Here is a 25,284-nt window from a genome sequence, read left to right as displayed (position 1 = left end):
CCGGGCAGGCTGTCCCCTGTACCCTATCCCCTGTAACCTATTCCGAGTACCAGCCGCGGACTTCGGCGATCCAGGCGGGCACCGGCGTCTGGCTGTCGACGCAGCGGCGCTCCAGCACGTCCACCAGCTCCAGGGTGGTCTCGCGGGCAAAGCCGGCGGCAAAGTGCCCCACCAGCAGCCTGAGCGCGTTGTTGGCGGCCTCGGGCGAGACCGCCTGCACCTGGCGCTGCGCCTCGCGCAGGTACCACGCGCGCAGCTTCCGCTCCGTCTTTACGTACGGCGCGGCCCCGTCCAGAAATCCGCGCAGGCCGGTGGGGCTCATGCCGATGTCGCGCGCCGCCTGGCGCAGCGACGTGGCGTCCATGAACGTGCGCGCGGCCTCGCGAAGCGTCTCGACGGAGGCGTCGTCTTTACGCGGCGGCATCCGTATCCGTTCCGTCCCGCCCGCGAACGGGCATCAGGGTTTTGTGTCAGGACTGCGTCCAGGCGATAGAGTAGAGCCCTGCCCGCTCGTTCACAAGAGGAGCGGGCTATCTGCGCCACCCCCGGCCCCAAGTGGCCACCCCGAAGAAGGCGGAGTAGACGCGCCGGGGCGCGCCGGATTCTGCCGCGAGATGGAGCGCGTCCGCCGCTACTTCTTCTTGCGGGTGCGCTTGCGGCGGGCGACGTCGACCGCCTTGTCCATCCAGGGGCGCAGGCGGTCGGGGTCCTCCAGCAGGTCGGCGGGCACCTCGTAGTACTGCATGGCGCCCTCGCCGTCGAAGGGGCGAAAGGGGCCCATGCCGGCCGCCTCGAAGTCGGGGCGGTTGGTGTCGTCGACCTTGAAGTACAGCGCGTCGCCCCCGATAAGGGCAAAGAAGAACCCGCCGGAGTAGATGCCCACGCCGCCGAACATGGGGCGCGCGGTGACCGGGGCCACGCGCCCCAGCTGCTCCAGCACGAACTCGCGGTACGCGGGGGTGACTGCCATGGGGCGCTCCGTACGCGTCAGCTCCGGCGGCCGGAGCGGCTCCAGAAGTAGGCGTGCCGGGTGCGCGGGTCCACGGCCAGGTAGCCGCGGTCCGGCCCGGAATCGATCTCGTACACCTGCAGGTACTCGCCCTGCCCGCCGGAGAGCGTGCGCGAGGTGATGGGCCACCATTCGCTCCACCCGGGCGTGGGCACCATCACCTTTTCGACCTGCTCGGGCGGCAGGCGCCGCATGCCGCGCGTGATGGCGGGCAGCGCCTCGTCCGCGTAGGTAAAGCGCACGAAGCGTTGCCCTGAGTCGCGGTTGTTGCGCGCGTGGATCTCGGTCGCCGTGGCGGGGACGAACGCGGGCACGTCGCCGGCCTCCACCGCGGGACGGGCCTCGGCGTGGGTGGCGTAGAACTGCTCCGGCTGCTGAAACCGGCGGTACGTGGCGGGGATGGCGGCCAGCACGGCCACGACGATCACCAGGATCCCCATGGTCTTGAGGTTCTTGCGGCGCACCGCCGGATCGTACGGGTCCGGCCCCCTGCCGTCTGGATGGATGGTATCGGTCACGGAAACTGCCTGGTCTTCGCTGTTGATGGACTCGGTCGGACGGATTCGGGCTCGGCGAACGGCGCCCCCTCCGGCTGGCTTAGGCTCGCCACCTCCCCCAAAACTGCTGGGGGAGGTTGGTGGATCGGAGAGATTGGGGCGCAACGAACGGGATCGAACTGCGCCCGACAGCGCCCCTCCCCCGGCCCCTCCCCGTTCGTTCCTCACGGAGAGGGGAGAATTCGATCGCGCGGCGGATGGATCACGCTGCGTCCGCGAGCGCCCCCTCCGGCTCGCTTAGGCTCGCCACCTCCCCCAAAACTGCTGGGGGAGGTTGGTGGATCCGGAGAGATTCGGGCGCGGCGAACGGGATCGAACTGCGCCCGACAGGGCCCCTCCCCCGGCCCCTCCCCGCTCGTTCCTCACGGAGAGGGGAGAACTCGATCTCGCGGCGGATGGATCACGCTGCGTCCGCGAGCGCCCCCTCCGCTCGCTTAGGCTCGCACCTCCCCCAAAACTGCTGGGGGAGGTTGGGGGATCGGAGAGATTGGGGCACGACGAACGGGATCGAACTGCGCCCGACAGGACCCCCTCTCCCCCTGCCCCTCTCCCCCGCGGAGCGGGAGAAAGGGGAGAATTCGATCGCGCTCCGGCACGGCTCCGCACGCGGAATGCGTTCGCGGCCATCAAGATATGCATCGCCGCCGCGCCCCGCGAGCCGCAAACGCAAAGACGCCGGCCGGGAAAGCTCCCTGGCCGGCGTCATCGTCATCCCCGCCCCCTTCACCCCTTCACCCCTTCACCCCTTCACCCCTTCACCCCTTCACCCCTTCACCCCTTCACCCCTTCACCCCTTCACCCGCTCACCGTCACTCCGCCTCCCGCACCCGCGAGCAGTCATCCCGCTCCGGCGACGGCTTGCGCGCGTCCACCAGCTCCGTGACCGCCATCCCGCGGCGGTATCCGCCCATGTGGCCCCACTGGCCCTCGGTGGTCAGGTCCACGCGCACCGTGACGAAGATGGTGCCCCAGTCGCCCTCCACCAGATCGCGGTAGGGCCCCATCATGGGCCCCGGGTTGTTGACCCACCACTTCTGCCGGCTGCCGCACGGCGTGAACGACTGCTCTTCCCAGCCGACCGTGTAGTAGCCGGACACCAGCTGCTCGTCGGACATGGCGGGCGCGGCGAAGGGAAAGAGGGAAACGAGCGGGAGAAACAGGGAACGGAGGCGCATCTTCTGGCTTCGCAACGGGTTGGCTGTGTCCATCAACCCCCTTTGAACCCCGTTTGGCCCATAAGGTTGCCCGGTCAGCGCCCCTGCTCGATGGCCCGGCGCGCAATGCGGTCCACCACGCCGGGCGCGACCAGCTTGATCCACTGCCCCACCTTGCCGCGCGCCGTCATCACCAGCTCGCGCCGCCGCCCCGCCATGGCGGCGATGGTCTGCCGCGCGCACTCCTCCGGCGTCATCACCTCGCTCTCGCGTACCGGGCTGCTGGCCAGCACCCGGCCATCCGGACCGTACGCATGCTGGCGGATTGCGGTAGAGACGAAGCCGGGAAAGACCATCGTCACCGTGACCCCTTCGTCCACCAGCTCGATGCGCAGCGAGTCGAAGAAGCCGGTCATGGCGTGCTTGCTGGCCGCGTAGCCGCTGCGGGTGGGCACGCCGGTGCGGCCGGTGAGGCTGCTTATGCCCACGATGCGCCCGCGCGACTTCTTGAGGTGCGGCAGGGCGGCATGGGTGCAGTACACGCCGCCCATGTAGTTGACGCGCATCATGGTTTCGAACGGCGCCAGGTCCGTCACCTGGTCGAAGCGCGCCCACATGCTGACGCCGGCGTTGTTCACCAGCGTGTCCACCCGGCCGAACTCCGCCACCGTGCGGTCGATGAGCGCGCGGCACTGCGCCTCGTCGCCCACGTCGGTGCGGACGGCGACGGCGCGGCCGCCGCGCGCGCGGCACTCGGCGGCCACGGCCTCCAGCTTTTCCGCGTCGCGCGCGGCGAGCGCCAGCCACGCGCCCTGCGCCGCCAGCTGCCGCGCCATCTCGGCGCCGATGCCTTCGCTGGCGCCGGTGATCACCACCACGTTGTCGCGAAAGAGCGCGGCCATCGTCGTCTGCCCGTCAGCTCTTGGGGGCGGGCTGCTCTTCCTCCATCGCCTCCATGATGGCCTGCATCAGCTGCGGCATGGCGGCCTGCAGGCGCTCCATGGCAATGCGCTGCGAGGCGGCGGTGATCTCGGGAAGCGTCTCCACCACCCGCTGGCCCAGCGGCGTGCGGTAGAAGGCGGCCAGGTCGCGGATCTCCTGCTCGGTAAAGGCGTCGGCGTAGACCTTTACGAACTCGGGCTCCAGGTCCTCGTAGCGAAAGTGCTCGTCCATGAACGCCCGCAGCACGGCGCGAATCTGGGGCGTCATCTCGCCCATCCCGCCCTGCTCCATTCCCATCTCCATGGCCGCGATGAAGTTCTCGCGGGTGCGGCTGGCCTCCAGCAGCTCGCGCACGGCCGCCACCTCGCCCGGCGTGGGCTCGCCCTGCGCGGCGGCGGGCGCGGCGCAGAACAGGGCAAGGGCCAGCATCGTCAGCAGCTTCTTCATCAGTCTTTCTCTCCAGTGGATGAACAAAAGGGATTGGTTGCGGCCCTCAGCCGCGGCGGCGCTCCAGCAGCAGCATGGTCAGCAGGCTCAGCACGCCCAGCGCCTCGGCCTCCACCGAAAGGTCGGCCGTCTTCTGCACGGTGTACAGGCCCTCCCACAGGGCGGGCTGCTTGGCGGCGCGCAGCACCTCCACCCCGTCGGCGCGGGACACCACGTACACGGGGTGGAACACGTAGCCGGCAAAGATGCCGATGACGGGGATCTCGCCGAACAGGGCGTCGCCCACCTTGGCCCAGGGGTTGGCCTCGCGGATCAGCAGCACCACGTCTTCGCCCTGCATGACCTCGTAGTGCGCGCGCAGCAGCGACTTGCGTCCGCGCCGGCGCACGCTGCCGATCTGCCGCCCGTCGGCCGTGGTGAAGTCGTAGCGCGCGTTGAAGTCGATCACGCGGTCGGCCTTGATGTGGTACAGCGGCTGCCCCTGCGACTCGTCGCCGAAGACGGTGACGTTCTCCTTGAGCTTGAACATCTTCTGCTTGACGTACATCCGCACCCGGCCGGCGGCGTCGCGCACGAAGATCTGCGGCGTAAGGGCCATCAGCTTGAAGGAGAGCTGCAGCGGGTAGTCCATCCGTGCTCCGGAGTGTGGGGGCGGGCGAAGGGCCGGATCCTGCGGCGGGATGAATGGTACGGCGGCGGGTGCGCGGGGGCCAGAGCGGCGGTGTGGGGGATGGGGGAGGGCTTGAGGATCGGGCGGGCACGGGCGAATGAATTCGCTGCAACAACCACACGAAGACCGCCTTCGCGGACTGGCGGCTCTGCAGTACGGTCAAGTACCTGCCACGTGGCGGGTTCTGAGTCAGCCGCCAGGCACGTGAGCCGCGGCATCGCGATCGAATTCTCCCCTTTCTCCCGCGCAGTGGGAGGGGGCCGGGGGTGAGGGCGGGGGAGAGGGGGCCTTTCGGACGCCAGCCCAAAGCCTTTTCGTCGAGTCTCGAGATCGAGCGGCAACCCCAACCTCCCCCAGCAGTTTTGGGGGAGGTGGCGAGCCTAAGCGAGCCGGTGGGGGCGCCGCGGACGCGGCGTGATCCATCCGTTGCGCGATCGAATTCTCCCCTCTCCGCGAGGAACGAGCGGCAACCCCAACCTCCCCCAGCAGTTTTGGGGGAGGTGGCGAGCCTAGGCGAGCCGGAGGGGGCGCCCGCGGACGCAGCGTGATCCATCCGCCGCGCGATCGAATTCTCCCCTCTCCGTGAGGAACGAACGGGGAGGGGCCGGGGGAGGGGCACCCCGCCCGCGCAGTGCGATCCGCTTCGACGAACTTCCTCCCAGAAAAGCAACGACCTCCCCCGGCAGGCCCCGGAGGAGGTCGTGAAGATCGAGCGGGGCGAGCCCTTCGGCTCCGCCTACAGCCAGAAGGGAATGTAGTGCGGCTCCTGCGGGGTGCCGCGCACGCGGTCGCGGATGCGCTGGTCGTCCAGGTCGCGCGGGGACACGCCCACGGTCAGCAGGTTCTCGCCGCGGGGCAGGCCGGCGGCGGGAATGTAGGCCATGATGCCGCGCAGCCCCGACTCGGGGTGCGTGTAAAAGCGAAAGTCCGGGCGCAGCGGCCGGCCGTTGAGCGTGACCGGCTGCAGGCGCGTCCAGCATTCCAGCACCGCCCGCACCTGCGCGGCCGGCGGCGGCTCGTCCACGTTCATCCGCAGGCCGCCGCGCGAAAGCCGCGGCGCGTCGGGGCAGCCCTCCACGAACGCTTCGCCGTGGCGGACGGGGGTGTAGGGGATGAACAGCTTGATGTACGGGTCGCGCACGATGTCGGACTGGATGGACGGGGTGCGGTCGTACACGGCGCCGGGCTCGCGCTGGCTCTCGTAGTACTCGGCCCCCACGCCGAACTTTCCGGGATCGTCCGGCAGGTACAGGTGGTCGGCGGCCAGCAGCACGCCCCGGCCCAGGAACACGTCCTTGGTGATGAAGAACCCGAACAGCACCGCCATCAGCGCGTACATCACGGGGTAGCGCGCGCCCTTCCGGGCGTTGGTGAACAGCGTCATGAACACGGTGCCGTACGCCGGCATGGCGTTCACGTAGTACGACGCCAGCGACAGCCGCCGGATCACCCGCTCGCCCCGGTCGCCGGGCCGCACCCGGCCGCCGATGGCCTTGTCCAGCGCCCACGCCGTCAGCGGAAGCAGGAACGCCAGCAGAAAGATGACGGCGGACACGCGCATGAAGTGCTCCCCGTTCAGCAGCAGCCGCGACACGCCGAACGCCAGGGCCGCCACGATGGCGATCATGGCGGTGGAGTACACGCACAGCATCACCAGCGTGAACGCCAGCGGAAACAGGATGCTGCAGAAGCGGTCCGCCGCGTCGATGCGGGGCTGCAGGCGGCCCAGCTTCTTGCGGTACACCTCCGTCATCACCGGCCCGTACGAGCTGTCTTCCCAGCGCACGCCGTGCGGAAACACCGTCTCGAGCCCGATCAGCCCCACCCAGTACGCCCGCATCCCCAGGTGCAGGATGAAGCACGAGATGAGCGTGTAGAGGGCGATCTTGACGTACGTGTACATCATGAACGCGCCCAGGTGGGCGCGCCCGGCCAGGTGCGGCTGCGCGTGGTTGAAGATGCCGTCCACCACGCCGGGCATCTGCAGCAGCGAGAACACCACCGCGCCCGAGATGAGCAGCTCCAGCTCCCACGGCCGCACGGCGGGCTCGTGGATGGACGTTTCGGGACCGGTGACGATGGGCGCGGGCGGCGCCTGGATGCGCTCCGGCGCGGGCGCGTCGGCTCGGGTGGTTTCCATCGGGAGAGACTGCGTGGATGGGCGTTTGATGGGGAAGTGCGGTGGAAGAACGCGATGCGGGGGCGTAAAGTCAAGGGCTGGTGGGCGTTGGAGGGTGAACGGGTGAACGGGTGAAGGGGTGAAGGGGTGAAGGGGAATGATGCCGAACGGCGTCCGCGGGGACCTCACCCTGCTCCTTCCCTCGCAAACCGCGCAGGAGGGGGAGAATTCGATCCCTCCTCAACCCAGTTCGCATCCTCAGCACCATCATCCCTCCCCCCACACTTTGCTCTGTCATTCCGAGGGAGCGCCGCGCGGAACCATCCGCATCCTCCTCACCCGGCGCGCGACCGAGGAATCTACCGTCGGAATTCTCGTGATCCGCCGAAGCGCACAAGACCGGCGGCCACATCCGCCATTCGCACCGGGCCTCCGTAAACCGCCTCTTTTACAAGAAAGTGCACCAGCCACCCACATGCACTCCGCGGCGGCACAGAATGGTGCACCCGGACCAAATCCGGTGCAACCGTCGCAGAAACACAGCGCACCTGATCAACACTCAAGTGCCTGTGATTACATGATTTACGTAAATTTCGCCATGTGGCCCGCGCAGTGCAAAGGCTCTCCACCGTTCAGGCATGCAATCCCCATCCCTCCCCCGGCGGCACCGTCTGCCGTGGAGAGTCAGCCCAGCGGGCGGTGGATGCACGGCCGTGGCAGCGCACTATGCGCCGCGGCGGCAGCCTGATCGGCAGGGCGGCATCCCCCGCCTCCGTCATCCCCCCAGATGGGAGAAGCTCCGATGAAGCGCAGCCTTACCCCCCTTGCCATGGCCGCCCTTGGCCTGGCCGCGGCGTGCTCCGACGCCGACGTCACCCAGCCGGCGGCCGCCCCGGGCGGCACGGCGCCCCTGCTGGCCGCGCAGGCCGGCGGCATCGAAGGCCAGTACATCGTGGTGCTGAACCCGGGCGCCAACCCGCGCTCGGTGGCGGCGGTCGCGGGCGTGAGCCCCCGGTACGTGTACACCACCGCGGTCAACGGCTTTTCGGCCGCGCTCAACCAGGGCCAGCTGAACGCGCTGCAGCACAACCCCGGCGTGTCGTACATCGAGCAGGACCAGGTGGTGCAGGCGTCGGTCCTGCAGGCCGGCGCCACCTGGGGGCTGGACCGCATCGACCAGGCGAGCCTGCCGCTGAGCACCACCTTCAGCTACAGCAACACCGGCCTGGGCGTGCGCGCCTACATCGTCGACACGGGCATTCACCTGGCGCACGGCGAGTTCACGGGCCGCGTCAGCAGCGGCTTCGACGCGGTGGACGGCGGCAGCGCCGACGACTGCAACGGGCACGGCACGCACGTGGCCGGCACCGTCGGCGGCACGGTGTACGGGGTGGCCAAGGCGTCCAGCCTGGTGGCCGTGCGCGTGCTGGACTGCGCCGGCAGCGGCACCAACGCCGGCGTGATCGCGGGCGTCGACTGGGTGGCGGCCAACCACGTCAAGCCGGCGGTCGCCAACATGTCGCTGGGCGGCGGCGCCAGCACCACGCTGGACAACGCGGTCAAGAACGCCATCGCCAAGGGCATCACCTTCGCGGTGGCGGCGGGCAACGGCAACTTCCTGGGAATCGCCGCCAACGCCTGCAACTACTCGCCGGCGCGCGTGCCCGAAGCCATCACCGTGGGCGCCACCGAAAAGACCGACAAGAAGGCGTCGTACAGCAACTACGGCACGTGCGTCGACATCTTTGCCCCGGGCAGCGGCATCACCAGCGCCTGGTACACGGGCGTGGCCGCCACCAACACCATCAGCGGCACGTCGATGGCCTCGCCGCACGTGGCGGGCGTGGCCGCGCTGTACCTGCAGAGCAACCCGGGCGCGACGCCCGCGGGGGTGGCCAGCGCGCTGATCGCGGGCTCCACACTGAACAAGGTGACGTCGCCGGGCACCGGCTCGCCCAACCGCCTGCTGTTCACGGCGTACTGAGCCTGAAACCGGCAGTCTGACAGGAGGACGCAGAGAGCACCGGTTGCTCTCTGCGTCCTTCGCGTTTTCCGCGAGTGCGGTGGCACATACCGGCTCCGGAAGAAGAATGTCTCGTGCCAGATCCTGAAAAAGAATGATCGTACAGAGGAACAGAGTCAGACAGAGAAAGCGAGCCGAAATATCATCTTGGCTCCTCTGTCTGACTCTGTTCCTCTGTACCCCCGTGAAGGTGTTGTTTTCCCGAATTCGGCATCACGCAGTGGAACGACGGATACGCAGGGGCCACTCTGCCGCACCGCCCCGGTGCACCAGATCGGTGCGCCCGCACCATTCCACGGCACCTCACCGATCCGGCCCCAAAACGTTAATACCAATCGCCGCAACGGGTTTGTCGCAGATTTCGCCGCGGCCCAGCCTCTGCGCTGCATCGGTCCACCTCATCAAGAGACGGCGTGGCGGATCGGGGAGGACTGCACGGGCCCCGTGCGCCATCGCGTGGGCACCTGAAGGCCGGGTGTGGAGGACGTGGGAACGCGGAGAATCCTTCGGGCGGGTCCGGGGGGCGTGCCGCGGCAGGAGACGCAGGTTGATCAAGGGAAGCCCAGGCGCACGACGCGGCCTGTTTCCGCGGCACGGCACCCCCGCCGGACGCCGCCAACCCACCCTGTTGGAGGAGCCTGATGAAACGCACCCTCACCCCCTTCGCCCTGGCGGCGCTGGCCGTTACGGCGGCCTGCTCCGACGGCGGCCCCACGCAGATCGCGGCCCCCGGCACCGGCGGCGCCCCCCTGTTCGCCGCGGCGCCGGGCACGGGCGTGGACGGCGAGTACATCGTGGTCCTGAAGGACGGCGCCAACCCCCATTCGGTGGCCGCCATCACCGGCGCCGGCCCCCGCCACGTGTACACGGCGGCGCTCAACGGCTTCTCCGCTTCGCTGAACCAGGGCCAGCTGAACGCCCTGCGCAACAACCCCGCGGTGGACTACATCGAGCAGGACGCCCGGGTCGAGGCCAGCACCACGCAGACCGGCGCCACCTGGGGCCTGGACCGCGTGGACCAGCGCAACCTGCCGCTGAACGGCAACTACGACTACACGCCCACCGGCGCGGGCGTGCACGCGTACATCATCGACACCGGCATCCTCACCTCGCACACGCAGTTCACCGGCCGCATCGGCAACGGATACGACGCGGTGACGTCGGGCGGCAACGCGGTCGACTGCAACGGCCACGGAACGCACGTGGCGGGCACGGTGGGCGGCACCACCTACGGCGTGGCCAAGGGCGTGACCCTGCACCCGGTGCGCGTGCTGGGCTGCAACGGCAGCGGCACCAACGCCGGCGTGATCGCGGGGATGGACTGGGTGGCCAGCAACCACGTGAAGCCGGCCGTGGCCAACATGTCGCTGGGCGGCGGCGCCAGCACCGCCACCGACGACGCCATCAACCGCATGCACAACGCGGGCGTCACCGTGGTGGTGGCCGCCGGCAACGAGAACCAGAACGCCTGCAACGTGTCGCCGGCGCGCGCGCCCAACGCCATCACCGTGGGCAGCACCACCAACACCGACGCGCGCTCGTCGTTCAGCAACTACGGCACCTGCGTGGACGTGTTTGCCCCGGGCAGCAGCATCACCAGCTCGTGGTACACCAGCACCACCGCCACCAACACCATCAGCGGCACCAGCATGGCCAGCCCGCACGTGGCGGGCGTCGCCGCGCTGTACCTGCAGGGCGCGCCGGCGGCCACGCCGGCCACGGTGGCCAACGCCATCGTGACCACCTCCACCACGGGCGTGGTGACCAGCGCCGGCACGGGCTCGCCCAACCGCCTGGTGTTCTCGCTGCTCACCGGCGGCGGCACCACGCCGCCTCCGACCGGCACCACCTACACGGGCTCGCTCAGCGGCACCGGCGCCAACAGCTACCAGCCCAGCACCACGGGCTACACGGTAACGGTGTCGGGCGCGCACACCGCGCAGCTCACGGGCACGGGTGCCGACTTCGACCTGTACCTGCAGAAGCTCAGCGGCAGCACCTGGAGCAACGTGGCCAGCTCGCTGGGCACCACGTCGTCCGAGAGCATCAACTACAGCGGCACGGCCGGCACCTACCGCTGGCGCGTGTACTCGTACAGCGGCAGCGGCACCTACACCCTGGTGACGACGAAGCCCTGAGCCTCGTCCCGCTGAACGCACCCCGGGCCGCCCGGCGCACCGTTGCGCCGGGCGGCTCTTTTCATCCCCGAATCCCCCAGACAGCGGGACTCATCCCCATACCAGATTCTGGAAAAGAATGATCGTACAGAGGAACAGAGTCAGACAGAGAAAGCGAGCTGAAATATCATCCTGGCTCCTCTGTCTGACTCTGTTCCTCTGTACCCCTGAAGGTGTTGTTTTCCCGGATTCGGCATGAGGCCAGTTTTCCAGGAACCCCGGAACGCAACGGCTCTCCAGTGTCGCGCGCACTGCACCGCAACGGTGCACCGGATCGGTGCGATCGCCCCATTCTCTCCCGCCAGTTTTCACGGTGTGGTAGAACTATGTCGTTGCACGCACCGGAGATAGGCAAACAAGGATTTGCGGTCCATCGCCTGCACTTGGAGGACGCACTTCCATCAGCGATGGCGCCTGCGCGAAGCCGGGGCAAAACTGCCCGGCACGTGGCCGCGTTCGTGGATGAGGGGGGATCCGGCACCCGGGATCGGGACGGCGGGCGCGGAAGGGATTTGGGATGGGATCGGGAGCTACGGGCCGCGGACGCGGCCTTTGCACGCGCCGCGGCACCCCTGCCGCCGACGCCACACCACCCTGCTGGAGGACTGATGAAGCGGACCCTCGCACCCCTCGCACTCACGGCGCTGGCCTTTGCCGCGGCCTGCTCCGACGCCGGACAGGCGCCGACGGCCGCCCCCAACGGCCGCACCGCCCCCCTGCTCTCCGCCGCCGAAGGGCGCGGCGTGGATGGACAGTACATCGTGGTGCTGAACGACGGCGCCAACCCCGCCTCGGTGGCGGCAGTGGCCGGCGTGAGCCCGCGCTTCGTATACACGGCGGCGCTCAACGGCTTTTCGGGCGCGCTGAACCAGGGCCAGCTGAACGCGCTGCAGCACAACCCGGCGGTGGCGTACATCCAGCAGGACGGCCGCGTGGCCGCCAGCACCACGCAGAGCGGCGCCACCTGGGGGCTGGACCGCGTGGACCAGCGCGACCTGCCCCTGAACAGCACCTACACCTACACGCCCACCGGCGCGGGCGTGCACGCGTACATCATCGACACGGGCATCCTCACCTCGCACACGCAGTTCACCGGCCGCATGGGCAACGGCTACGACGCCGTGACGTCGGGCGGGAGCGCCAACGACTGCAACGGCCACGGAACGCACGTGGCGGGCACGGTGGGCGGCACCACCTACGGCGTGGCCAAGGGCGTGACCCTGCACCCGGTGCGCGTGCTGGACTGCGCCGGCAGCGGCACCGACGCCGGCGTGGTGGCCGGCATGGACTGGGTGGCCAACAACCGGGTCCTTCCGGCGGTGGCCAACATGTCGCTGGGCGGCGGCGCCAGCCAGGCCATCGACGACGCGGTGAACCGCATGCACAACCGCGGCGTGACCGTGGTGGTGGCGGCCGGCAACGAGAACCAGAACGCCTGCAACGTGTCGCCCTCGCGCGCGCCCAACGCCATCACCGTGGGCAGCACCACCAGCACCGACGCGCGCTCGTCGTTCAGCAACTGGGGCAGCTGCGTGGACGTGTTCGCCCCGGGCAGCAACATCACCAGCTCGTGGTACACCGGCACGTCGGCCACCAACACCATCAGCGGCACCAGCATGGCCAGCCCGCACGTGGCCGGCATCGCCGCGCTGTACCTGCAGGGCGCGCCGTCGGCCACGCCGGCCACGGTGGCCAACGCCATCGTGACCACCTCCACCACCGGCAAGGTGACCAGCGCCGGCACGGGCTCGCCCAACCGCCTGGTGTTCTCGCTGCTCACCGGCGGCGGCACCACGCCCCCGCCCAGCAACAGCTTTACCTACACGGGCACGCTGAGCGGCACCGGCGCCGCGGCCATCCAGCCCAACGGCACGTACTACCAGAGCACGGTCTCGGGCGCGCACACGGGGCAGCTCACGGGCACGGGCGCGGACTTCGACCTGTTCCTGTACCGCTGGAACGGCTCGTCCTGGGTGATCGCGGCCAGCTCCGAGGGCGCCACCTCCACCGAGAACATCAGCTACAACGGGGCGGCCGGGTACTACTACTGGCGCATCCTGTCGTACAGCGGCAGCGGCTCGTACACGCTGGTCACCACGCGCCCCTGAGCCACGCCGGGGTCGCTGGATGAAGAAAGCCGCCCGGCGCAGCACGCGCCGGGCGGTTTCTTCGTATCCTCCAGGAAAAAGAGGGGGGTACAGAGGAACGGAGAAGGGCCAGAGGAACAGAGGAAGATCGTCCTCTGCTCCTCTGGCTTTTCTCTGCCCCTCTGTACTTTCGCGGTTGTCTCTTCAGTGACTCGGTGGATCGACGACGGCGAGCGACAGATGTTTCTATCCACTTTCTCTAAACGACACAAAGTCCACCAAACGGATGCCGGATGATTTCGGCAGAGTTCAGTACATATCAGGGGCTGCGTGCGCAGGACCGCCAGCCTCACGATTCCGTGTCGCTCCTTTGTCGACGTGCCATTGCGTCTTTCCTGCATCATTCTGGTCCGCCACCGCACCATTCTGCACCACCCCGGAGACGTCCGCTTTGGCTCTTTTCGTTGCGCGGCAAGCACTTACCGCTGGTCACGCCCATGGCCCGGTGCGTGCCTCGTAAGGGACCCGCCTTTCAAACGGATATGATGGTGCGCAGCGCCCCCCGCCGCAGGCATTTTCGCTTGCGGCGCCGGGCACTCTTCGCGCCCCCGCCCCCCGGCGGGCGCCGGCCGGTATACGGGATTTTTCCCGGGACCGCCGCCGTGCAGAGGCACACCCCGTGACGGAGGAACCCCCATGCGCGCCCTTCGCTCCACCGCCCTGCTGGCCGCCGCCGCCGCGCTGGCCGCCTGCGCGGACCAGACGCCCGCCGGCGCCCGCGCCGCGGACGCCGCCCCGCTCCGCTCCGCCCAGGCGGGGCACGGGGTCGAGGGACAGTACATCGTGGTGCTGCACGAGGGTGCCGACCCGCGTTCCGTGGCCGCGGTGGCCGGGGTAAGCCCGCGCCTGGTCTACACCTCGGCGCTCAACGGCTTTGCGGCCGCGCTCAACCAGGGGCAGCTGAACGCCCTGCGCCACAACCCCCAGGTGGACTACGTGGAGCAGGACCAGGTGGGCGGCATCGCCGTGACGCAGAGCCCCGCCACCTGGGGGCTGGACCGCATCGACCAGCGCCCCAACGCGCTGAACAACGCCTACGTCTACAACACCACCGCGGGCGCCGTCCGCGCGTACGTCATCGACAGCGGCATCTACACCGCCCACGCCCAGTTCGGCACCCGCGCGCAGAACGTGTACGACTACGCGGGCGGCAGCGGGGCCGACTGCAACGGGCACGGCACCCACGTGGCGGGCACCATCGGCAGCACCACCTACGGCGTGGCCAAGGGGGTGCTGCTGCGCGGGGTGCGCGTGGTGGACTGCAACGGCTACGGCACCACCTCGGTGGTGACGGCGGCGATCGATTGGGTGCGGCTGAACCACCTGAAGCCCGCGGTGGCCAACATGTCGCTGGCCTACCCGTACTCCGCGGCGGTGAACACCGCGGCGACCAACCTGGTGAACGCGGGCGTGTACACCGCCGTGGCCTCGGGCAACGCCAACGCCGACGCCTGCAACACCTCCCCCGCCAGCGCATCCGGCACGCTTTCGACCAACGCGGTGGGAAGCAACGGCGCGCGCGCCACCTTCAGCAACTGGGGCGCGTGCACCGACCTGTACGCCCCCGGGGTGTCGGTGACCAGCACCTGGCACAACGGCGGCACCAGCGTCCTGAGCGGCACCTCGATGGCCAGCCCCCACGTGGCGGGGGTGGCGGCGCTGTACAAGGCCACCTACGGCGACCTGACCTCCGTCACCATCACCAACTGGATCCTGAACAACGCCAGCAACGGCTACGTGACCGGCAACCCCGCCGGCACCCCCAACCGCGTGCTGTACAAGGCGGCGATGTAACCGGACCAGGCAGATCCCCCGGCGCGCCGCTTCCCCCGGCGGCGCGCCCCACACCCCCGCGAAGCCGAGGACGCACGATGCTGAACCGCTCCACCCTTTCGGCCGCCGCGCTGCTGGCGCTGGCCGCCTGCGCCGACGGCACCCCCGTGGCCGGCCCCGCCGCCGGCGCCGCCCCCCTGCAGTCGGCGCAGTCCGGCCGCGGCATCGACGGGCAGTACATCGTGGTGCTGAACGAGGGCGCCGACCCGCGCTCCGTGGCGGCCATCGCCGGCGTGAGCCCGCGCTTCGTCTACACGTCTGCCGTGAACGGATTTGCCGCGGCGCTGAACCCGGGGCAGCTCACGGCGCTGCGCCACAACCCGAACGTGGCGTACGTGGAGCAGGACCAGCGGGCGGAGACGTACGCCACGCAGACGGGCGCCACCTGGGGCATCGACCGCATCGACCAGCGCAACCTGCCGCTCAGCAACAGCTACACCTACACGGCCACGGCCTCCACCGTCTACGCCTACATCCTCGACACGGGGATCCAGGCCAACCACCCGCAGTTCGGCACCCGCGCGGCCTCAGCGTACGACTACGCGGGCGGCAGCGGGGCCGACTGCAACGGGCACGGCACCCACGTGGCGGGGACCATCGGCAGCACCACGTACGGCGTCGCCAAGAGCGTGCGGCTGCGCGGGGTGCGGGTGATGGACTGCAACGGCAGCGGATCGATCGCGCAGATCGTCGCGGGGGTGGACTGGGTGCGGCTGAACCGCACCAACCCGGCGGTCGCCAACATCTCGCTGGGCGGCGGCTTCTCGGCGACGCTCAACACGGCGGTCACCAACCTGTCCAGCTCGGGCGTGTTCGTGGCCGTGGCCGCGGGCAACAGCAACAGCGACGCCTGCAACTACTCGCCGGCCAGCGCCGCGGCGGCGTTCACCACCGCCTCGTCCGAGAGCAACGACGCCAAGCGCACCAGCAGCAACTGGGGAAGCTGCGTGGACGGCTACGCGCCGGGCGGAAGCATCACCAGCACCTGGATCGGAAGCGCCACCAACACCATCAGCGGAAGCTCGATGGCCAGCCCGCACGTGGCCGGCGTGGCGGCGCTGTACAAGGCGGTGAACGGCAACGTGTCGTCGGCGACGATCGACACGTGGATCAAGAACAACGCGACGGCGGGCGTGATTACCGGCAACCCGGCCGGCACGCCCAACCGCCTGCTGTACAAGGCGGCGCTCTGACCCCCAGCGCGCCGCGACCCGTGCGCCGCCCCCCCTCTGCGGGCGGCGCGCACAACTCACCCGTAGGGAGGATGCAAATGAAGCTGAGCAAGACCGCAGTGGCAGTCGGTGCGCTGGCCCTCGCCGCGTGCTCGGACCAGTCGCCGGTGGCCGGCCGCGCCCCCGAGGCCGCGCCCCTGATGGCCGCGAGCGCCAACGGGATCGAGGGGTCGTACGTGGTGGTGCTGAAGGACGGCGCCAACCCGCGCTCGGTGGCGGCGGTGGCGGGCGTGGAGCCCGGCTTCGTCTACACGGCGGCGGTGAACGGCTTCTCGGCCACCCTGAACGCGGGCCAGCTGAACGCCCTGCGCCACAACCCCAACGTGGAGTACGTGGAGCAGGACCAGGTGATGTCCATCGACGTCACGCAGAGCGGCGCCACCTGGGGGCTGGACCGCATCGACCAGACCAGCAACACGCTCAACGGCACCTACATCTACAACACCACCGCGTCCAACGTCACCGCCTACGTCATCGACACGGGCGTGACGCCCGGGCACACCCAGTTCGGCGGGCGCGCCTCGAGCGTCTACAACGCGGTCGGCGGCAGCAACGACGACTGCAACGGGCACGGCACGCACGTGGCCGGCACCATCGGCGGCAGCACGTACGGCGTGGCCAAGGCCGTCCGCATCCGCGGCGTGAAGGTGCTGAGCTGCTCCGGCTCGGGCTCGACCTCGGGGATCATCGCGGGCGTCGACTGGGTGCGCCTGAACGCCACCAAGCCGGCGGTGGCCAACCTGTCGCTGGGCGGCGGCTTCTCGTCGGCCACCAACACGGCCGTCAACAACCTGGCCAACTCGGGCGTGTACGTGGCCGTGGCCTCGGGCAACAGCAACGCCAACGCCTGCAACTACTCGCCGGCCAGCGCGGCGAACGTCACCTCGGTGAACGCCTCCACCAGCACCAACGCCAAGGCCTCGTTCTCCAACTACGGCAGCTGCACGCACCTGTACGCGCCGGGCCAGAACATCACCAGCGCCTGGTACACCAGCAGCACGGCCACCAACACCATCAGCGGCACCAGCATGGCCAGCCCGCACGTGGCCGGCGTGGGCGCGCTGTACCTGGCGGGGAACCCCACGGCCAGCAACGCGACCGTGCGTTCGTGGATCATCAACAACGCCACGCCCAACGTGATCAGCGGCAACCCCACGGGCACGCCCAACCGCCTGCTCTTCAAGAGCACGCTGTAAGCACCTGGCGGGCAGGACCGGCGCGCCGCTCCCCCGGGCGGCGCGCCGCGACGGAGAAACCCATCTCAAACACCCCCCTGGAGGATGCAATGAAGCTTAGCAAGACCGCGGTGGCAGTTGGCGCGCTGGCCCTGGCCGCGTGCTCGGACCAGTCGCCGGTGTCGTCGGCCCGCGCCCCCGAGGCCGCGCCCCTGATGGCCGCGAGCGCCAACGGGATCCCGGGCTCGTACGTGGTGGTGCTGAACGAGGGCGCCGACCCGCGCTCGGTGGCGGCGGTGGCGGGCGTGGAGCCCAACTTCGTGTACTCGGCGGCGGTGAACGGCTTTGCCGCCTCGCTGAACGCGGGCCAGCTGAACGCGCTGCGCCACAACCCCAACGTGGCGTACGTGGAGCAGGACCAGGCGTACCAGGCCGACGCCACGCAGTCCGGCGCCACCTGGGGCATCGACCGCATCGACCAGCGCGCCCGCCCGCTGAGCGGCACGTACAACTACACGACCACCGCCTCGACGGTGTACGCGTACGTCATCGACACGGGCATCTACGCCAGCCACAGCCAGTTCGGCGGCCGGGCCAGCAACGTGTACGACGCGCTGGGCGGCAGCGGCAACGACTGCAACGGGCACGGCACGCACGTGGCCGGCACCATCGGCAGCTCCACGTACGGCGTGGCCAAGGCGGCGCGGCTGCGCGGCCTGCGCGTGCTTGACTGCAACGGCTCGGGCGCCACGTCGGGCATCATCGCGGCCATCGACTGGGTGCGCGTGAACCGCACCAACCCGGCGGTGGCCAACCTGTCGCTGGGCGGCGGCTACTCGTCCACGCTGAACACGGCGATCAACAACCTGGCCAACAGCGGCGTGTTCGTGGCCGTGGCCGCGGGCAACGAGAACCAGAACGCCTGCAACGTCTCGCCGGCCAGCGCCGCGTCGGCCACCACGGTCGCCGCCAGCACCAGCACCGACGCCAAGGCCAGCTACAGCAACTACGGCAGCTGCGTCGACCTGTACGCCCCGGGCAGCAGCATCACCAGCACCTGGCTGAACGGCGGCACCAACACCATCAGCGGCACCAGCATGGCGAGCCCGCACGTGGCCGGCGTGGCGGCGCTGTACAAGGCGACGTACGGCAACGCGGCCACGTCGACCATCGACTCGTGGATCAAGACCAACTCCACGGCCAACGTGATCACCGGCAACGTCACCGGCACGCCCAACCGCCTGCTCTTCAAGAGCACGCTGTAAGCGGCTGACGCAGGACCCGGCGCGCCGCTCCCCCCGGGGGCGGCGCGCCTTTCCACCCGCAGGAAACATTCTTTTTACGCGAGTATTCGAAAATGATGAAACGCAGCCTCGTCCTTGCCGTGGGCGCCGCGCTGTCGCTGGCCGCCTGCTCGGACGCGTCGCCCGTGGCCACGCGCGCTTCGCAAGCGCCGCTACTGGCCGCGGGGTCCGGTGGGATCGGCGGATCGTACGTCGTGGTGCTGAACGAAGGCGCCGATCCGCGGTCGGTGGCCGCCGTGGCGGGGGTGAGCCCGCGCCACGTCTACACGGCCGCGCTCAACGGCTTCAGCGCCGCGCTGAACGCGGGCCAGCTGAACGCCCTCCGCAACAACCGCAACGTCGCGTACGTGGAGCAGGACCAGGAGGTGCGCGGCGCGGCCACCCAGTCGGGGGCTCCGTGGGGGATCGACCGGATCGACCAGCCCAGGCTGCCCCTCAACGGGACCTACACCTATACACAAACCGGGTTCAACATCTACACCTACGTGATCGATACCGGCATTCAGACCAACCATCCCGAGTTCGGCGGCCGCGCGGCGGTGGCATACGACGCGCTGGGCGGCAACGGGCAGGATTGCCACGGCCACGGCACCCACGTAGCCGGGATCATTGGCGCTAAGACCTACGGGATCGCCAAAGGGGTGCGGCTGCGGGCGGTACGCGTTCTCGACTGCTCGGGAAGCGGAACCACGTCGGGGGTCATTGCGGGCGTCGACTGGGTGCGCGTGAACCGCACGAACCCGGCGGTCGCCAACATCTCGCTGGGCGGCGGCCTTTCGGCGGCCCTGAACACAGCGGTGAACAACCTGGTGAACTCCGGCGTTTTCGTGGCCGTGCCCGCAGGCAACAGCAACGCCGACGCCTGCAACTTCTCCCCCGCCAGCGCCGCGCCGGCCATGACGGTGATGGCCAGCAGCAGCACCGACGCACGGTGGCCGTCCAGCAACTATGGAAGCTGCACGGACATCTACGCGCCGGGCGTCAACATCCTCAGCACCTGGATCAACAGCGGCACCAATACGCTTAGCGGCACCTCGATGGCCAGTGCGCACGTCGCAGGCGTAGCGGTGCTCCACAAGTCGGGCAACACCGTCGCGTCACCGGCCATCATGACCTCGTGGATCATCAACAACGCGATCACGAACGTCATCACCGGCAACCCAGCCGGCACTCCGAACCGGCTGGTGAACAAGAATACGCTGTAGCCGTAGCCCGCAGTACGGCGGCGCCCACGCACCGCCCCACTTCAGCCAAAGGACGTGAAGATGAAACCGATTCGAATTCCGATCGCCGTCGCCGGGCTGGTAGCCCTCGGCGCCTGCGCGGACCAGTCGCCCGTCACCGTGAACGCGCCGGATGCCGCCCCGCTGCTGGCCGCGCAGTCCGGCGGCATCGAGGGATCGTACATCGTGGTGCTGAACGACGGCGCCGACCCGCGCTCGGTGGCGGCCGTCGCCGGGGTGAGCCCGCGCTACGTCTACACCGCCACCCTCAACGGCTTCAGCGCGTCGCTGAACGCGGGCCAGCTGAACGCGCTGCGCCACAATCCCAGCGTGGACTACGTGGAGCAGGACCAGGTGGTGCGCGCCACGCAGACGTCGGTGCCCTGGAACCTGGACCGCATCGACCAGCGCAGCCTGCCGCTGAACGGCGCCTACACCCCCATCGGCACGCCCGGCACCGGGGTGCGCGCGTACGTCATCGACACGGGCATCTACACGGCCCACACGCAGTTCGGCGGGCGCGCCAGCAACGTGTACGACGCCACGGGCGGCAACGGCGCCGACTGCAACGGCCACGGCACCCACGTGGCGGGGATCATCGGCGCCACGTCGTACGGCGTGGCCAACCGGGTGACGCTGCACGGCGTGCGCGTGCTCAACTGCACCGGCAGCGGCACCAGCGCGGGCGTCATCGCGGGGGTGGACTGGGTGCGCGTGAACCGCGTGAACCCGGCGGTGGCCAACATGTCCGTGGGCGGCGGATTCTCGACCGCGCTGAACACGGCGGTCAACAACCTGGCGAACAGCGGCGTGTTCGTGTCGGTGGGAGCCGGCGCCGACAACGCGAGCGCCTGCAACGTCTCGCCCGCGAGCGCCGCATCGGCCATGACGGTGGCGGCCAGCACCAGCACCGACGCCAAGGCCAGCTACACCAACTACGGCAGCTGCGTCGACATCTACGCGCCGGGGAGCAGCATCATCAGCACCTGGCACACCAGCACCACCGCCACCAACACCATCAGCGGCACCTCGATGGCCGCTCCGCACGCCGCGGGTGTGGCGGCGCGCTACAAGGCGACGTACGGCAACGCGGCCACGGCCACCATCGACACGTGGATCAAGAACCGCGCGACGGCCAACGTCATCACCGGCAACCCCACCGGCACCCCCAACCGCCTGCTGTACGTGGGCCTGTAACGGCGGCGGGACGTAAATGCGGACGGGCGCGGCGCACCGGAGCGCCGCACCCCCGTGCCCCCAGCAAGAAAGGACAGCCAGATGAACCCGACCAGACACACCCTTCCCGCCCTGGCCCTGCTGGCGCTGGCCGCCTGCGCCGACCAGCCCACGCGCGCCGCCGACGCGTCCCCAAGCGCCCCGCTGGCGAGCGCCGCGCCCGGCAAGGCGGTGCAGGGCGAGTACGTGGTGGTGCTGAAGGAGGACGCCGATCCGCGCGCGGCCGCCGCCGTCGCGGGCGTGGCGCCGCGATACGTGTACACGGCGGCGCTCAACGGTTTCGCCGCCACGCTCAACGAGGGGCAGCTGAACGCGGTGCGGAGGAATCCCGCCGTCGCGTGGGTGGAGCAGGACCAGCGGGTGGCCGCGCAGGCCATCCACTGGGGGCTGGACCGCATCGACCAGCAGTTTCTGCCGCTGAACGGCATCTACAACGCCAACACGGGGGCGCCCGGCGTGCACGTGTACGTCATCGACACGGGGATCACGCCCACGCACGCGGAGCTTTCGCCGCGCGTGGTGAACGTGTACGACGCGTTCGGCGGCAGCGGCGTGGACTGCAACGGGCACGGCACCCTGGTGGCGCGCACCATCGGCAGCAACACCGCGGGCGTCGCGAAGACCGTGCGGCTGCGCGGCGTAAAGGTGCTGGACTGCAACGGCTCGGGCACCACCTCGGGGATCATCGCCGCGGTGGACTGGGTGCGCATCAACCGCGTGAACCCCGCGGTCGCCAACATGTCGCTGGGCGGCGGCGCGTCGCTGGCGATGAACACGGCGGTCAACAACCTGGCCAACAGCGGCGTGCCGGTGGCGGTGGCGGCCGGCAACGGCGGCACCAACGCCTGCAACACCTCGCCCGCGGGCGCCACGGCCGCGCTGGCCGCCGCCGCGTCCACCATCACCGACGCCAGCTCGGCGGCCACCAACTGGGGAAGCTGCGTAGACCTGTACGCGCCCGGCTCCGCGCCCGGCAACGTGTCGGGCGCCACCTCGTTCTCTTCGGCGTACGTGGCGGGCGTGGCCGCGCTGTACAAGCACTACGTCCCCACGGCCACCACCGCGCAGGTGAGCTCGTGGATCGTCGGCAACGCCACCCCCGGCATCCTGACCGGCGTCCCCGCCGGCACGCCCAACCTGCTGCTGTTCAAGAGCACCCTGTAGCGATCCTCCCCGATCCTGAAAAAGGATGATCGTACAGAGGAACAGAGTCAGACAGAGAAAGCGAGCCGAAACATCATCCTGGCTCCTCTGTCTGACTCTGTTCCTCTGTACCTATAAAGGCTTTTTTCCCGGATCGGTATCAACCGCCACATCCGCTTGGGATCTGCGTCCTTCCCGGTGCACACAAAAACGTGGAATCTGGCATCCGTTGATGGCTATTCCCTATTCCCTGTTCCCTATTCCCTCGCCGTCTGCCCCCCGGGGCCTGCGACTTGCTGCCCGGCTCGCCCCACACCGAACCACGAACGAGCACGGGAGAGACCGGAATGGCGGGGATGCTGGAGGGAAAGACGGCGATCGTCACGGGGAGCAGCAAGGGGATCGGCTACGCCATCGCCGAGGCCATGGCGCGCGAAGGGGCCAACGTGGTCGTCAGCGCCCGCGACGAGGCCGAGGTGCAGGCCGCGGCAAAGCGGCTGGACGCGCTCGGATCCGGCAACGTGGCCGCGGTGCGCTGCGACATGCGCAAGCACGACGACGTGCGGCAGCTGGTGGCGGCCGCCATGGACCTGGGCGGCCTGGACGTGCTGGTGAACAACGCCGGCGTGGGCCGCTTCGGCACCGTGGACGAAATGTCGCCCGAGCACTGGCACCAGGTCATCGAAACCAACCTGACCGGCGTGTACTACGCCTGCCACGAGGCCATTCCCCGGCTGCGGGAGCGCGGCGGCGGGTGGATCATCAACATCGGCTCGCTGGCGGGAAAGAACCCGTTTGCCGGCGGCGCCGCGTACAACGCCAGCAAGTTCGGCCTGCTGGGCTTCAGCGAGGCGATGATGCTGGACGTGCGCGACGAGGGGATCCGCGTGTGCTGCATCATGCCCGGCTCGGTGGATACGCACTTCAACAACAAGGAGCCGTCGCCCGAGAACGCCTGGATGATCCAGCCCCAGGACGTCGCGCGCCTGGTGATGGAGCTGCTGGCCTTTCCCGAGAACGCGCTCCCCTCGCGCATCGAGATCCGCCCCTCGCGGCCCAGGAAGCGGGCGTGAGCGAAGCAGGAGCGGGCGGGCGGAGCGATCCCGCGCAGGGCGGAGCCGGAAGGACGCACCCGCGGCTCCGCGCCGTCATCTGGGACCTGGACGGCACGCTGAGCGACGACAAGGCGCGCGCGCACTTCGTGGAGGTGGAGCGGGGGCGCGCGCGCGACTGGAAGTCGTACTTCGACGCCATCGACACCGATCCGCCCATCGCCGCGTCCATGGAGGTGCTGCGCGCCATGCACGGCGCCGGCCTGCGCATCCTCTTTCTTACCGGCCGCCCGGAGTACACCCGCTCCAAGACCGTGCGCTGGCTCGAGGCCAACGGGCTCACCGAGTACGACGCGCTCATCATGCGGCCCGACGGCGAGTATCGCCCGGCCGGCTTCTTCAAGGCCGACGTGGTGGAGGAGCTTCGGCGCGAGTACGAGCTGGTGTGCGCCTTCGAGGACCGCATCGACGTGGCCGAGCAGCTGCGGCGGGCCGGCGTCCCCGTCTTTCTCTACGGCGCCGGCGCCGAGGCCGCCGCCGAGGCACTGGAAGCCCTCGACGTGCGCCAGGACGACCTCGTCTCCGGCGGCGACCCTCTCGAAGGAAAGCGCAAGCGCGAAGGCGGGGACGAAGACGCGTAATTCGCGGGATTCCCACCTGGCGCATCCGGAGCGGTTTTCACCCCGGATCGGGATGGATACTGGAGATCCGGCGTGTCGCACCTGGGCCGGTGGGAGCGGCGCAAAGCGGCCACATCAAATCACTTGCGTTCGGCTTGAACGCGGCGGACATTTGCGTGCACTTCGTTCCCTTCCGCGCAACTCCGCCGCCCCATGTCCGAGCGCTCATTCAAGCAGGCACAGCAGCGATACGCCCGCATCCGGCAGCACGCGTACGCACTCGCGCGTGACGACGCCTTCGCCACGGGACGGGTCGATGCGCCGCTCCGGCTGGCGGATTGCGATCCGTACACGCTCTCCGTCTGGAAGACGACCTGGGCAGGTCCACACCCGTCCGGCTGGGGCGGATGGGATTGGGAGCCGCTGCTCCGGCGCGCATGGAAGCATCCATCCGCCTTTCATCTCGCGATCTGGAGCGACAGGATCCTGTGTGGGCTGGCGGTGGGGCGAGTCTCTGATCGCGATCCCGCCGGACTGCGCCACGCGGTCTCCATCGATTTCATCGAAAGCGCACACGACCCCCATCACCCGCTGCACGGGAACATCGCAGTTCTGGCAACCAGTGCCGCGGACGCCTACGGGCACGCCCTCGGTGCTCGCTGGCTGCGGTTGATACAGCCGTTGCCCGGCGTGGTCACTCTGTACACCAATCTTGGCTTCGACGTTGTACGAGAAGGAGATCGGGTGTTATATTGTGAACGGAGGATTGAGCCATGACGAATCACGCCACAGCCCTGATCTCTCAACCCGTCCGGAGGCACGCTTCACGCCCCCGGTTCGCGTGCGCCGCCGGCTGCCGGCGGGGCATCCGCCGCATACGCGCGTCGTGGGAATTCATGCCGCTGCCCACGATGGAGGAAGTCGAGGAGCGGATGCGGGGCTACCGCGGCTTCATCGCGTCGCTGACGCCAGAGCAGATCGCGGCCATGGACGCCTACGACGGCCCCGAGGTGCTGGGTCCCGCGAACGGTCCCAAGCGCAAATTCTAAGAGGGTGTTTAAGAATCCCTGCGGTCGCGCCGGTCTGTCATTTCGAAGGAGGCGCCACACCGCACCATCGGCTCGCACGAAATCCGGCGCGCCGACTGAGAAATCTACTGTCTGCTGCTGGTGCCCCGCCGCACCGCTCCGGCACTGGCCCTGTCCGCCCGTGTCGTAGCCG

General features: G+C 69.5%; 22 protein-coding genes. 14 read left to right on the top strand and 8 right to left on the bottom strand.

The window, feature by feature from the left end; translation table 11 throughout:
* Window positions 1-37: 37 nt before the first annotated feature.
* The 8 genes from VGC13_RS06675 to VGC13_RS06640 all read right to left on the bottom strand — a co-directional run bounded on the left by VGC13_RS06675 (window position 38) and on the right by VGC13_RS06640 (window position 6,919).
* Window positions 38-424 carry a hypothetical protein gene (locus VGC13_RS06675; protein ID WP_331124447.1) on the bottom strand — a complete coding sequence of 129 codons (387 nt, stop codon included), beginning with the start codon at window positions 422-424 and terminating at the stop codon, window positions 38-40.
* Between the two features lie 207 nt (window positions 425-631).
* Window positions 632-970 (bottom strand): TfoX/Sxy family protein, encoded by a 339-nt coding sequence (locus tag VGC13_RS06670; protein WP_331124446.1) that lies wholly within the window; start codon window positions 968-970, stop codon window positions 632-634.
* Window positions 971-987: 17 nt separating this feature from the next.
* Window positions 988-1,527 (bottom strand): hypothetical protein, encoded by a 540-nt coding sequence (locus VGC13_RS06665; RefSeq protein WP_331124445.1) that lies wholly within the window; start codon window positions 1,525-1,527, stop codon window positions 988-990.
* 848 nt (window positions 1,528-2,375) lie between these two features.
* Window positions 2,376-2,741, bottom strand: a complete 366-nt coding sequence (locus VGC13_RS06660) for a hypothetical protein (RefSeq protein ID WP_331124444.1) — start codon at window positions 2,739-2,741, stop codon at window positions 2,376-2,378.
* A 74-nt stretch (window positions 2,742-2,815) separates the two neighbouring features.
* On the bottom strand, window positions 2,816-3,622 hold the full coding sequence (locus tag VGC13_RS06655; RefSeq protein ID WP_331124443.1) for an SDR family oxidoreductase: 807 nt from the start codon (window positions 3,620-3,622) through the stop codon (window positions 2,816-2,818).
* 13 nt (window positions 3,623-3,635) lie between these two features.
* Window positions 3,636-4,109, bottom strand: a complete 474-nt coding sequence (locus tag VGC13_RS06650; protein WP_331124442.1) for a DUF2059 domain-containing protein — start codon at window positions 4,107-4,109, stop codon at window positions 3,636-3,638.
* A gap of 46 nt (window positions 4,110-4,155) precedes the next feature.
* Window positions 4,156-4,740 (bottom strand): hypothetical protein, encoded by a 585-nt coding sequence (locus tag VGC13_RS06645; protein ID WP_331124441.1) that lies wholly within the window; start codon window positions 4,738-4,740, stop codon window positions 4,156-4,158.
* Between the two features lie 775 nt (window positions 4,741-5,515).
* Window positions 5,516-6,919, bottom strand: coding sequence for a hypothetical protein (locus VGC13_RS06640; RefSeq protein ID WP_331124440.1), 1,404 nt, complete (start codon window positions 6,917-6,919; stop codon window positions 5,516-5,518).
* A 781-nt stretch (window positions 6,920-7,700) separates the two neighbouring features.
* Between VGC13_RS06640 and VGC13_RS06635 the strand changes: the two genes are divergently transcribed.
* The 14 genes from VGC13_RS06635 to VGC13_RS06570 all read left to right on the top strand — a co-directional run bounded on the left by VGC13_RS06635 (window position 7,701) and on the right by VGC13_RS06570 (window position 25,112).
* Complete coding sequence (locus VGC13_RS06635; protein ID WP_331124439.1) at window positions 7,701-8,882, top strand: S8 family peptidase; 1,182 nt, start codon at window positions 7,701-7,703, stop codon at window positions 8,880-8,882.
* A 680-nt stretch (window positions 8,883-9,562) separates the two neighbouring features.
* Window positions 9,563-11,059, top strand: coding sequence for a S8 family peptidase (locus tag VGC13_RS06630; protein WP_331124438.1), 1,497 nt, complete (start codon window positions 9,563-9,565; stop codon window positions 11,057-11,059).
* Window positions 11,060-11,706: 647 nt separating this feature from the next.
* Window positions 11,707-13,206 carry a S8 family peptidase gene (locus tag VGC13_RS06625; RefSeq protein ID WP_331124437.1) on the top strand — a complete coding sequence of 500 codons (1,500 nt, stop codon included), beginning with the start codon at window positions 11,707-11,709 and terminating at the stop codon, window positions 13,204-13,206.
* Window positions 13,207-13,881: 675 nt separating this feature from the next.
* Window positions 13,882-15,039 (top strand): S8 family peptidase, encoded by a 1,158-nt coding sequence (locus tag VGC13_RS06620; RefSeq protein WP_331124436.1) that lies wholly within the window; start codon window positions 13,882-13,884, stop codon window positions 15,037-15,039.
* A 77-nt stretch (window positions 15,040-15,116) separates the two neighbouring features.
* Window positions 15,117-16,271: a S8 family peptidase gene (locus tag VGC13_RS06615; RefSeq protein WP_331124435.1), complete on the top strand. Its 1,155-nt coding sequence runs from the start codon at window positions 15,117-15,119 to the stop codon at window positions 16,269-16,271.
* Window positions 16,272-16,348: 77 nt separating this feature from the next.
* The gene (locus tag VGC13_RS06610; protein ID WP_331124434.1) at window positions 16,349-17,506 is read left to right on the top strand and encodes a S8 family peptidase; all 1,158 of its coding nucleotides are present in this window, start codon (window positions 16,349-16,351) and stop codon (window positions 17,504-17,506) included.
* Between the two features lie 89 nt (window positions 17,507-17,595).
* Complete coding sequence (locus tag VGC13_RS06605; protein ID WP_331124433.1) at window positions 17,596-18,750, top strand: S8 family peptidase; 1,155 nt, start codon at window positions 17,596-17,598, stop codon at window positions 18,748-18,750.
* A 95-nt stretch (window positions 18,751-18,845) separates the two neighbouring features.
* Window positions 18,846-19,994 (top strand): S8 family peptidase, encoded by a 1,149-nt coding sequence (locus VGC13_RS06600; protein ID WP_331124432.1) that lies wholly within the window; start codon window positions 18,846-18,848, stop codon window positions 19,992-19,994.
* A 60-nt stretch (window positions 19,995-20,054) separates the two neighbouring features.
* Window positions 20,055-21,209, top strand: a complete 1,155-nt coding sequence (locus tag VGC13_RS06595) for a S8 family peptidase (protein WP_331124431.1) — start codon at window positions 20,055-20,057, stop codon at window positions 21,207-21,209.
* Between the two features lie 81 nt (window positions 21,210-21,290).
* Window positions 21,291-22,412 carry a S8 family peptidase gene (locus VGC13_RS06590; RefSeq protein WP_331124430.1) on the top strand — a complete coding sequence of 374 codons (1,122 nt, stop codon included), beginning with the start codon at window positions 21,291-21,293 and terminating at the stop codon, window positions 22,410-22,412.
* A 326-nt stretch (window positions 22,413-22,738) separates the two neighbouring features.
* Window positions 22,739-23,464, top strand: a complete 726-nt coding sequence (locus tag VGC13_RS06585) for an SDR family oxidoreductase (protein WP_331124429.1) — start codon at window positions 22,739-22,741, stop codon at window positions 23,462-23,464.
* Complete coding sequence (locus VGC13_RS06580) at window positions 23,461-24,084, top strand: HAD family acid phosphatase (RefSeq protein WP_331124428.1); 624 nt, start codon at window positions 23,461-23,463, stop codon at window positions 24,082-24,084. The genes VGC13_RS06585 and VGC13_RS06580 overlap by 4 nt, the downstream gene beginning before the upstream one ends.
* Before the next feature lie 192 nt (window positions 24,085-24,276).
* On the top strand, window positions 24,277-24,840 hold the full coding sequence (locus tag VGC13_RS06575) for a hypothetical protein (protein WP_331124427.1): 564 nt from the start codon (window positions 24,277-24,279) through the stop codon (window positions 24,838-24,840).
* Entirely contained in the window at window positions 24,837-25,112 is a 276-nt protein-coding gene (locus VGC13_RS06570) for a hypothetical protein (RefSeq protein ID WP_331124426.1), read from the top strand. The genes VGC13_RS06575 and VGC13_RS06570 overlap by 4 nt, the downstream gene beginning before the upstream one ends.
* Window positions 25,113-25,284: the final 172 nt, after the last annotated feature.

This window comes from Longimicrobium sp., from assembly GCF_036399255.1.
Lineage (GTDB): Bacteria > Gemmatimonadota > Gemmatimonadetes > Longimicrobiales > Longimicrobiaceae > Longimicrobium.
This window is presented reverse-complemented; position numbering and strand designations above follow the sequence as displayed.

Bases quoted from the DNA above. Each gene is read 5' to 3' on its own strand.
- VGC13_RS06640 (WP_331124440.1), bottom strand. From the start codon at position 6,919: ATGGAAACCACCCGAGCCGACGCGCCCGCGCCGGAGCGCATCCAGGCG.
- VGC13_RS06605 (WP_331124433.1), top strand. From the start codon at position 17,596: ATGAAGCTTAGCAAGACCGCGGTGGCAGTTGGCGCGCTGGCCCTGGCC.
- VGC13_RS06595 (WP_331124431.1), top strand. From the start codon at position 20,055: ATGAAACCGATTCGAATTCCGATCGCCGTCGCCGGGCTGGTAGCCCTC.
- VGC13_RS06615 (WP_331124435.1), top strand. From the start codon at position 15,117: ATGCTGAACCGCTCCACCCTTTCGGCCGCCGCGCTGCTGGCGCTGGCC.
- VGC13_RS06660 (WP_331124444.1), bottom strand. From the start codon at position 2,741: ATGCGCCTCCGTTCCCTGTTTCTCCCGCTCGTTTCCCTCTTTCCCTTC.
- VGC13_RS06630 (WP_331124438.1), top strand. From the start codon at position 9,563: ATGAAACGCACCCTCACCCCCTTCGCCCTGGCGGCGCTGGCCGTTACG.
- VGC13_RS06575 (WP_331124427.1), top strand. From the start codon at position 24,277: ATGTCCGAGCGCTCATTCAAGCAGGCACAGCAGCGATACGCCCGCATC.
- VGC13_RS06610 (WP_331124434.1), top strand. From the start codon at position 16,349: ATGAAGCTGAGCAAGACCGCAGTGGCAGTCGGTGCGCTGGCCCTCGCC.
- VGC13_RS06625 (WP_331124437.1), top strand. From the start codon at position 11,707: ATGAAGCGGACCCTCGCACCCCTCGCACTCACGGCGCTGGCCTTTGCC.
- VGC13_RS06620 (WP_331124436.1), top strand. From the start codon at position 13,882: ATGCGCGCCCTTCGCTCCACCGCCCTGCTGGCCGCCGCCGCCGCGCTG.
- VGC13_RS06650 (WP_331124442.1), bottom strand. From the start codon at position 4,109: ATGAAGAAGCTGCTGACGATGCTGGCCCTTGCCCTGTTCTGCGCCGCG.
- VGC13_RS06670 (WP_331124446.1), bottom strand. From the start codon at position 970: ATGGCAGTCACCCCCGCGTACCGCGAGTTCGTGCTGGAGCAGCTGGGG.
- VGC13_RS06675 (WP_331124447.1), bottom strand. From the start codon at position 424: ATGCCGCCGCGTAAAGACGACGCCTCCGTCGAGACGCTTCGCGAGGCC.
- VGC13_RS06635 (WP_331124439.1), top strand. From the start codon at position 7,701: ATGAAGCGCAGCCTTACCCCCCTTGCCATGGCCGCCCTTGGCCTGGCC.
- VGC13_RS06570 (WP_331124426.1), top strand. From the start codon at position 24,837: ATGACGAATCACGCCACAGCCCTGATCTCTCAACCCGTCCGGAGGCAC.
- VGC13_RS06600 (WP_331124432.1), top strand. From the start codon at position 18,846: ATGAAACGCAGCCTCGTCCTTGCCGTGGGCGCCGCGCTGTCGCTGGCC.
- VGC13_RS06645 (WP_331124441.1), bottom strand. From the start codon at position 4,740: ATGGACTACCCGCTGCAGCTCTCCTTCAAGCTGATGGCCCTTACGCCG.
- VGC13_RS06655 (WP_331124443.1), bottom strand. From the start codon at position 3,622: ATGGCCGCGCTCTTTCGCGACAACGTGGTGGTGATCACCGGCGCCAGC.
- VGC13_RS06585 (WP_331124429.1), top strand. From the start codon at position 22,739: ATGGCGGGGATGCTGGAGGGAAAGACGGCGATCGTCACGGGGAGCAGC.
- VGC13_RS06590 (WP_331124430.1), top strand. From the start codon at position 21,291: ATGAACCCGACCAGACACACCCTTCCCGCCCTGGCCCTGCTGGCGCTG.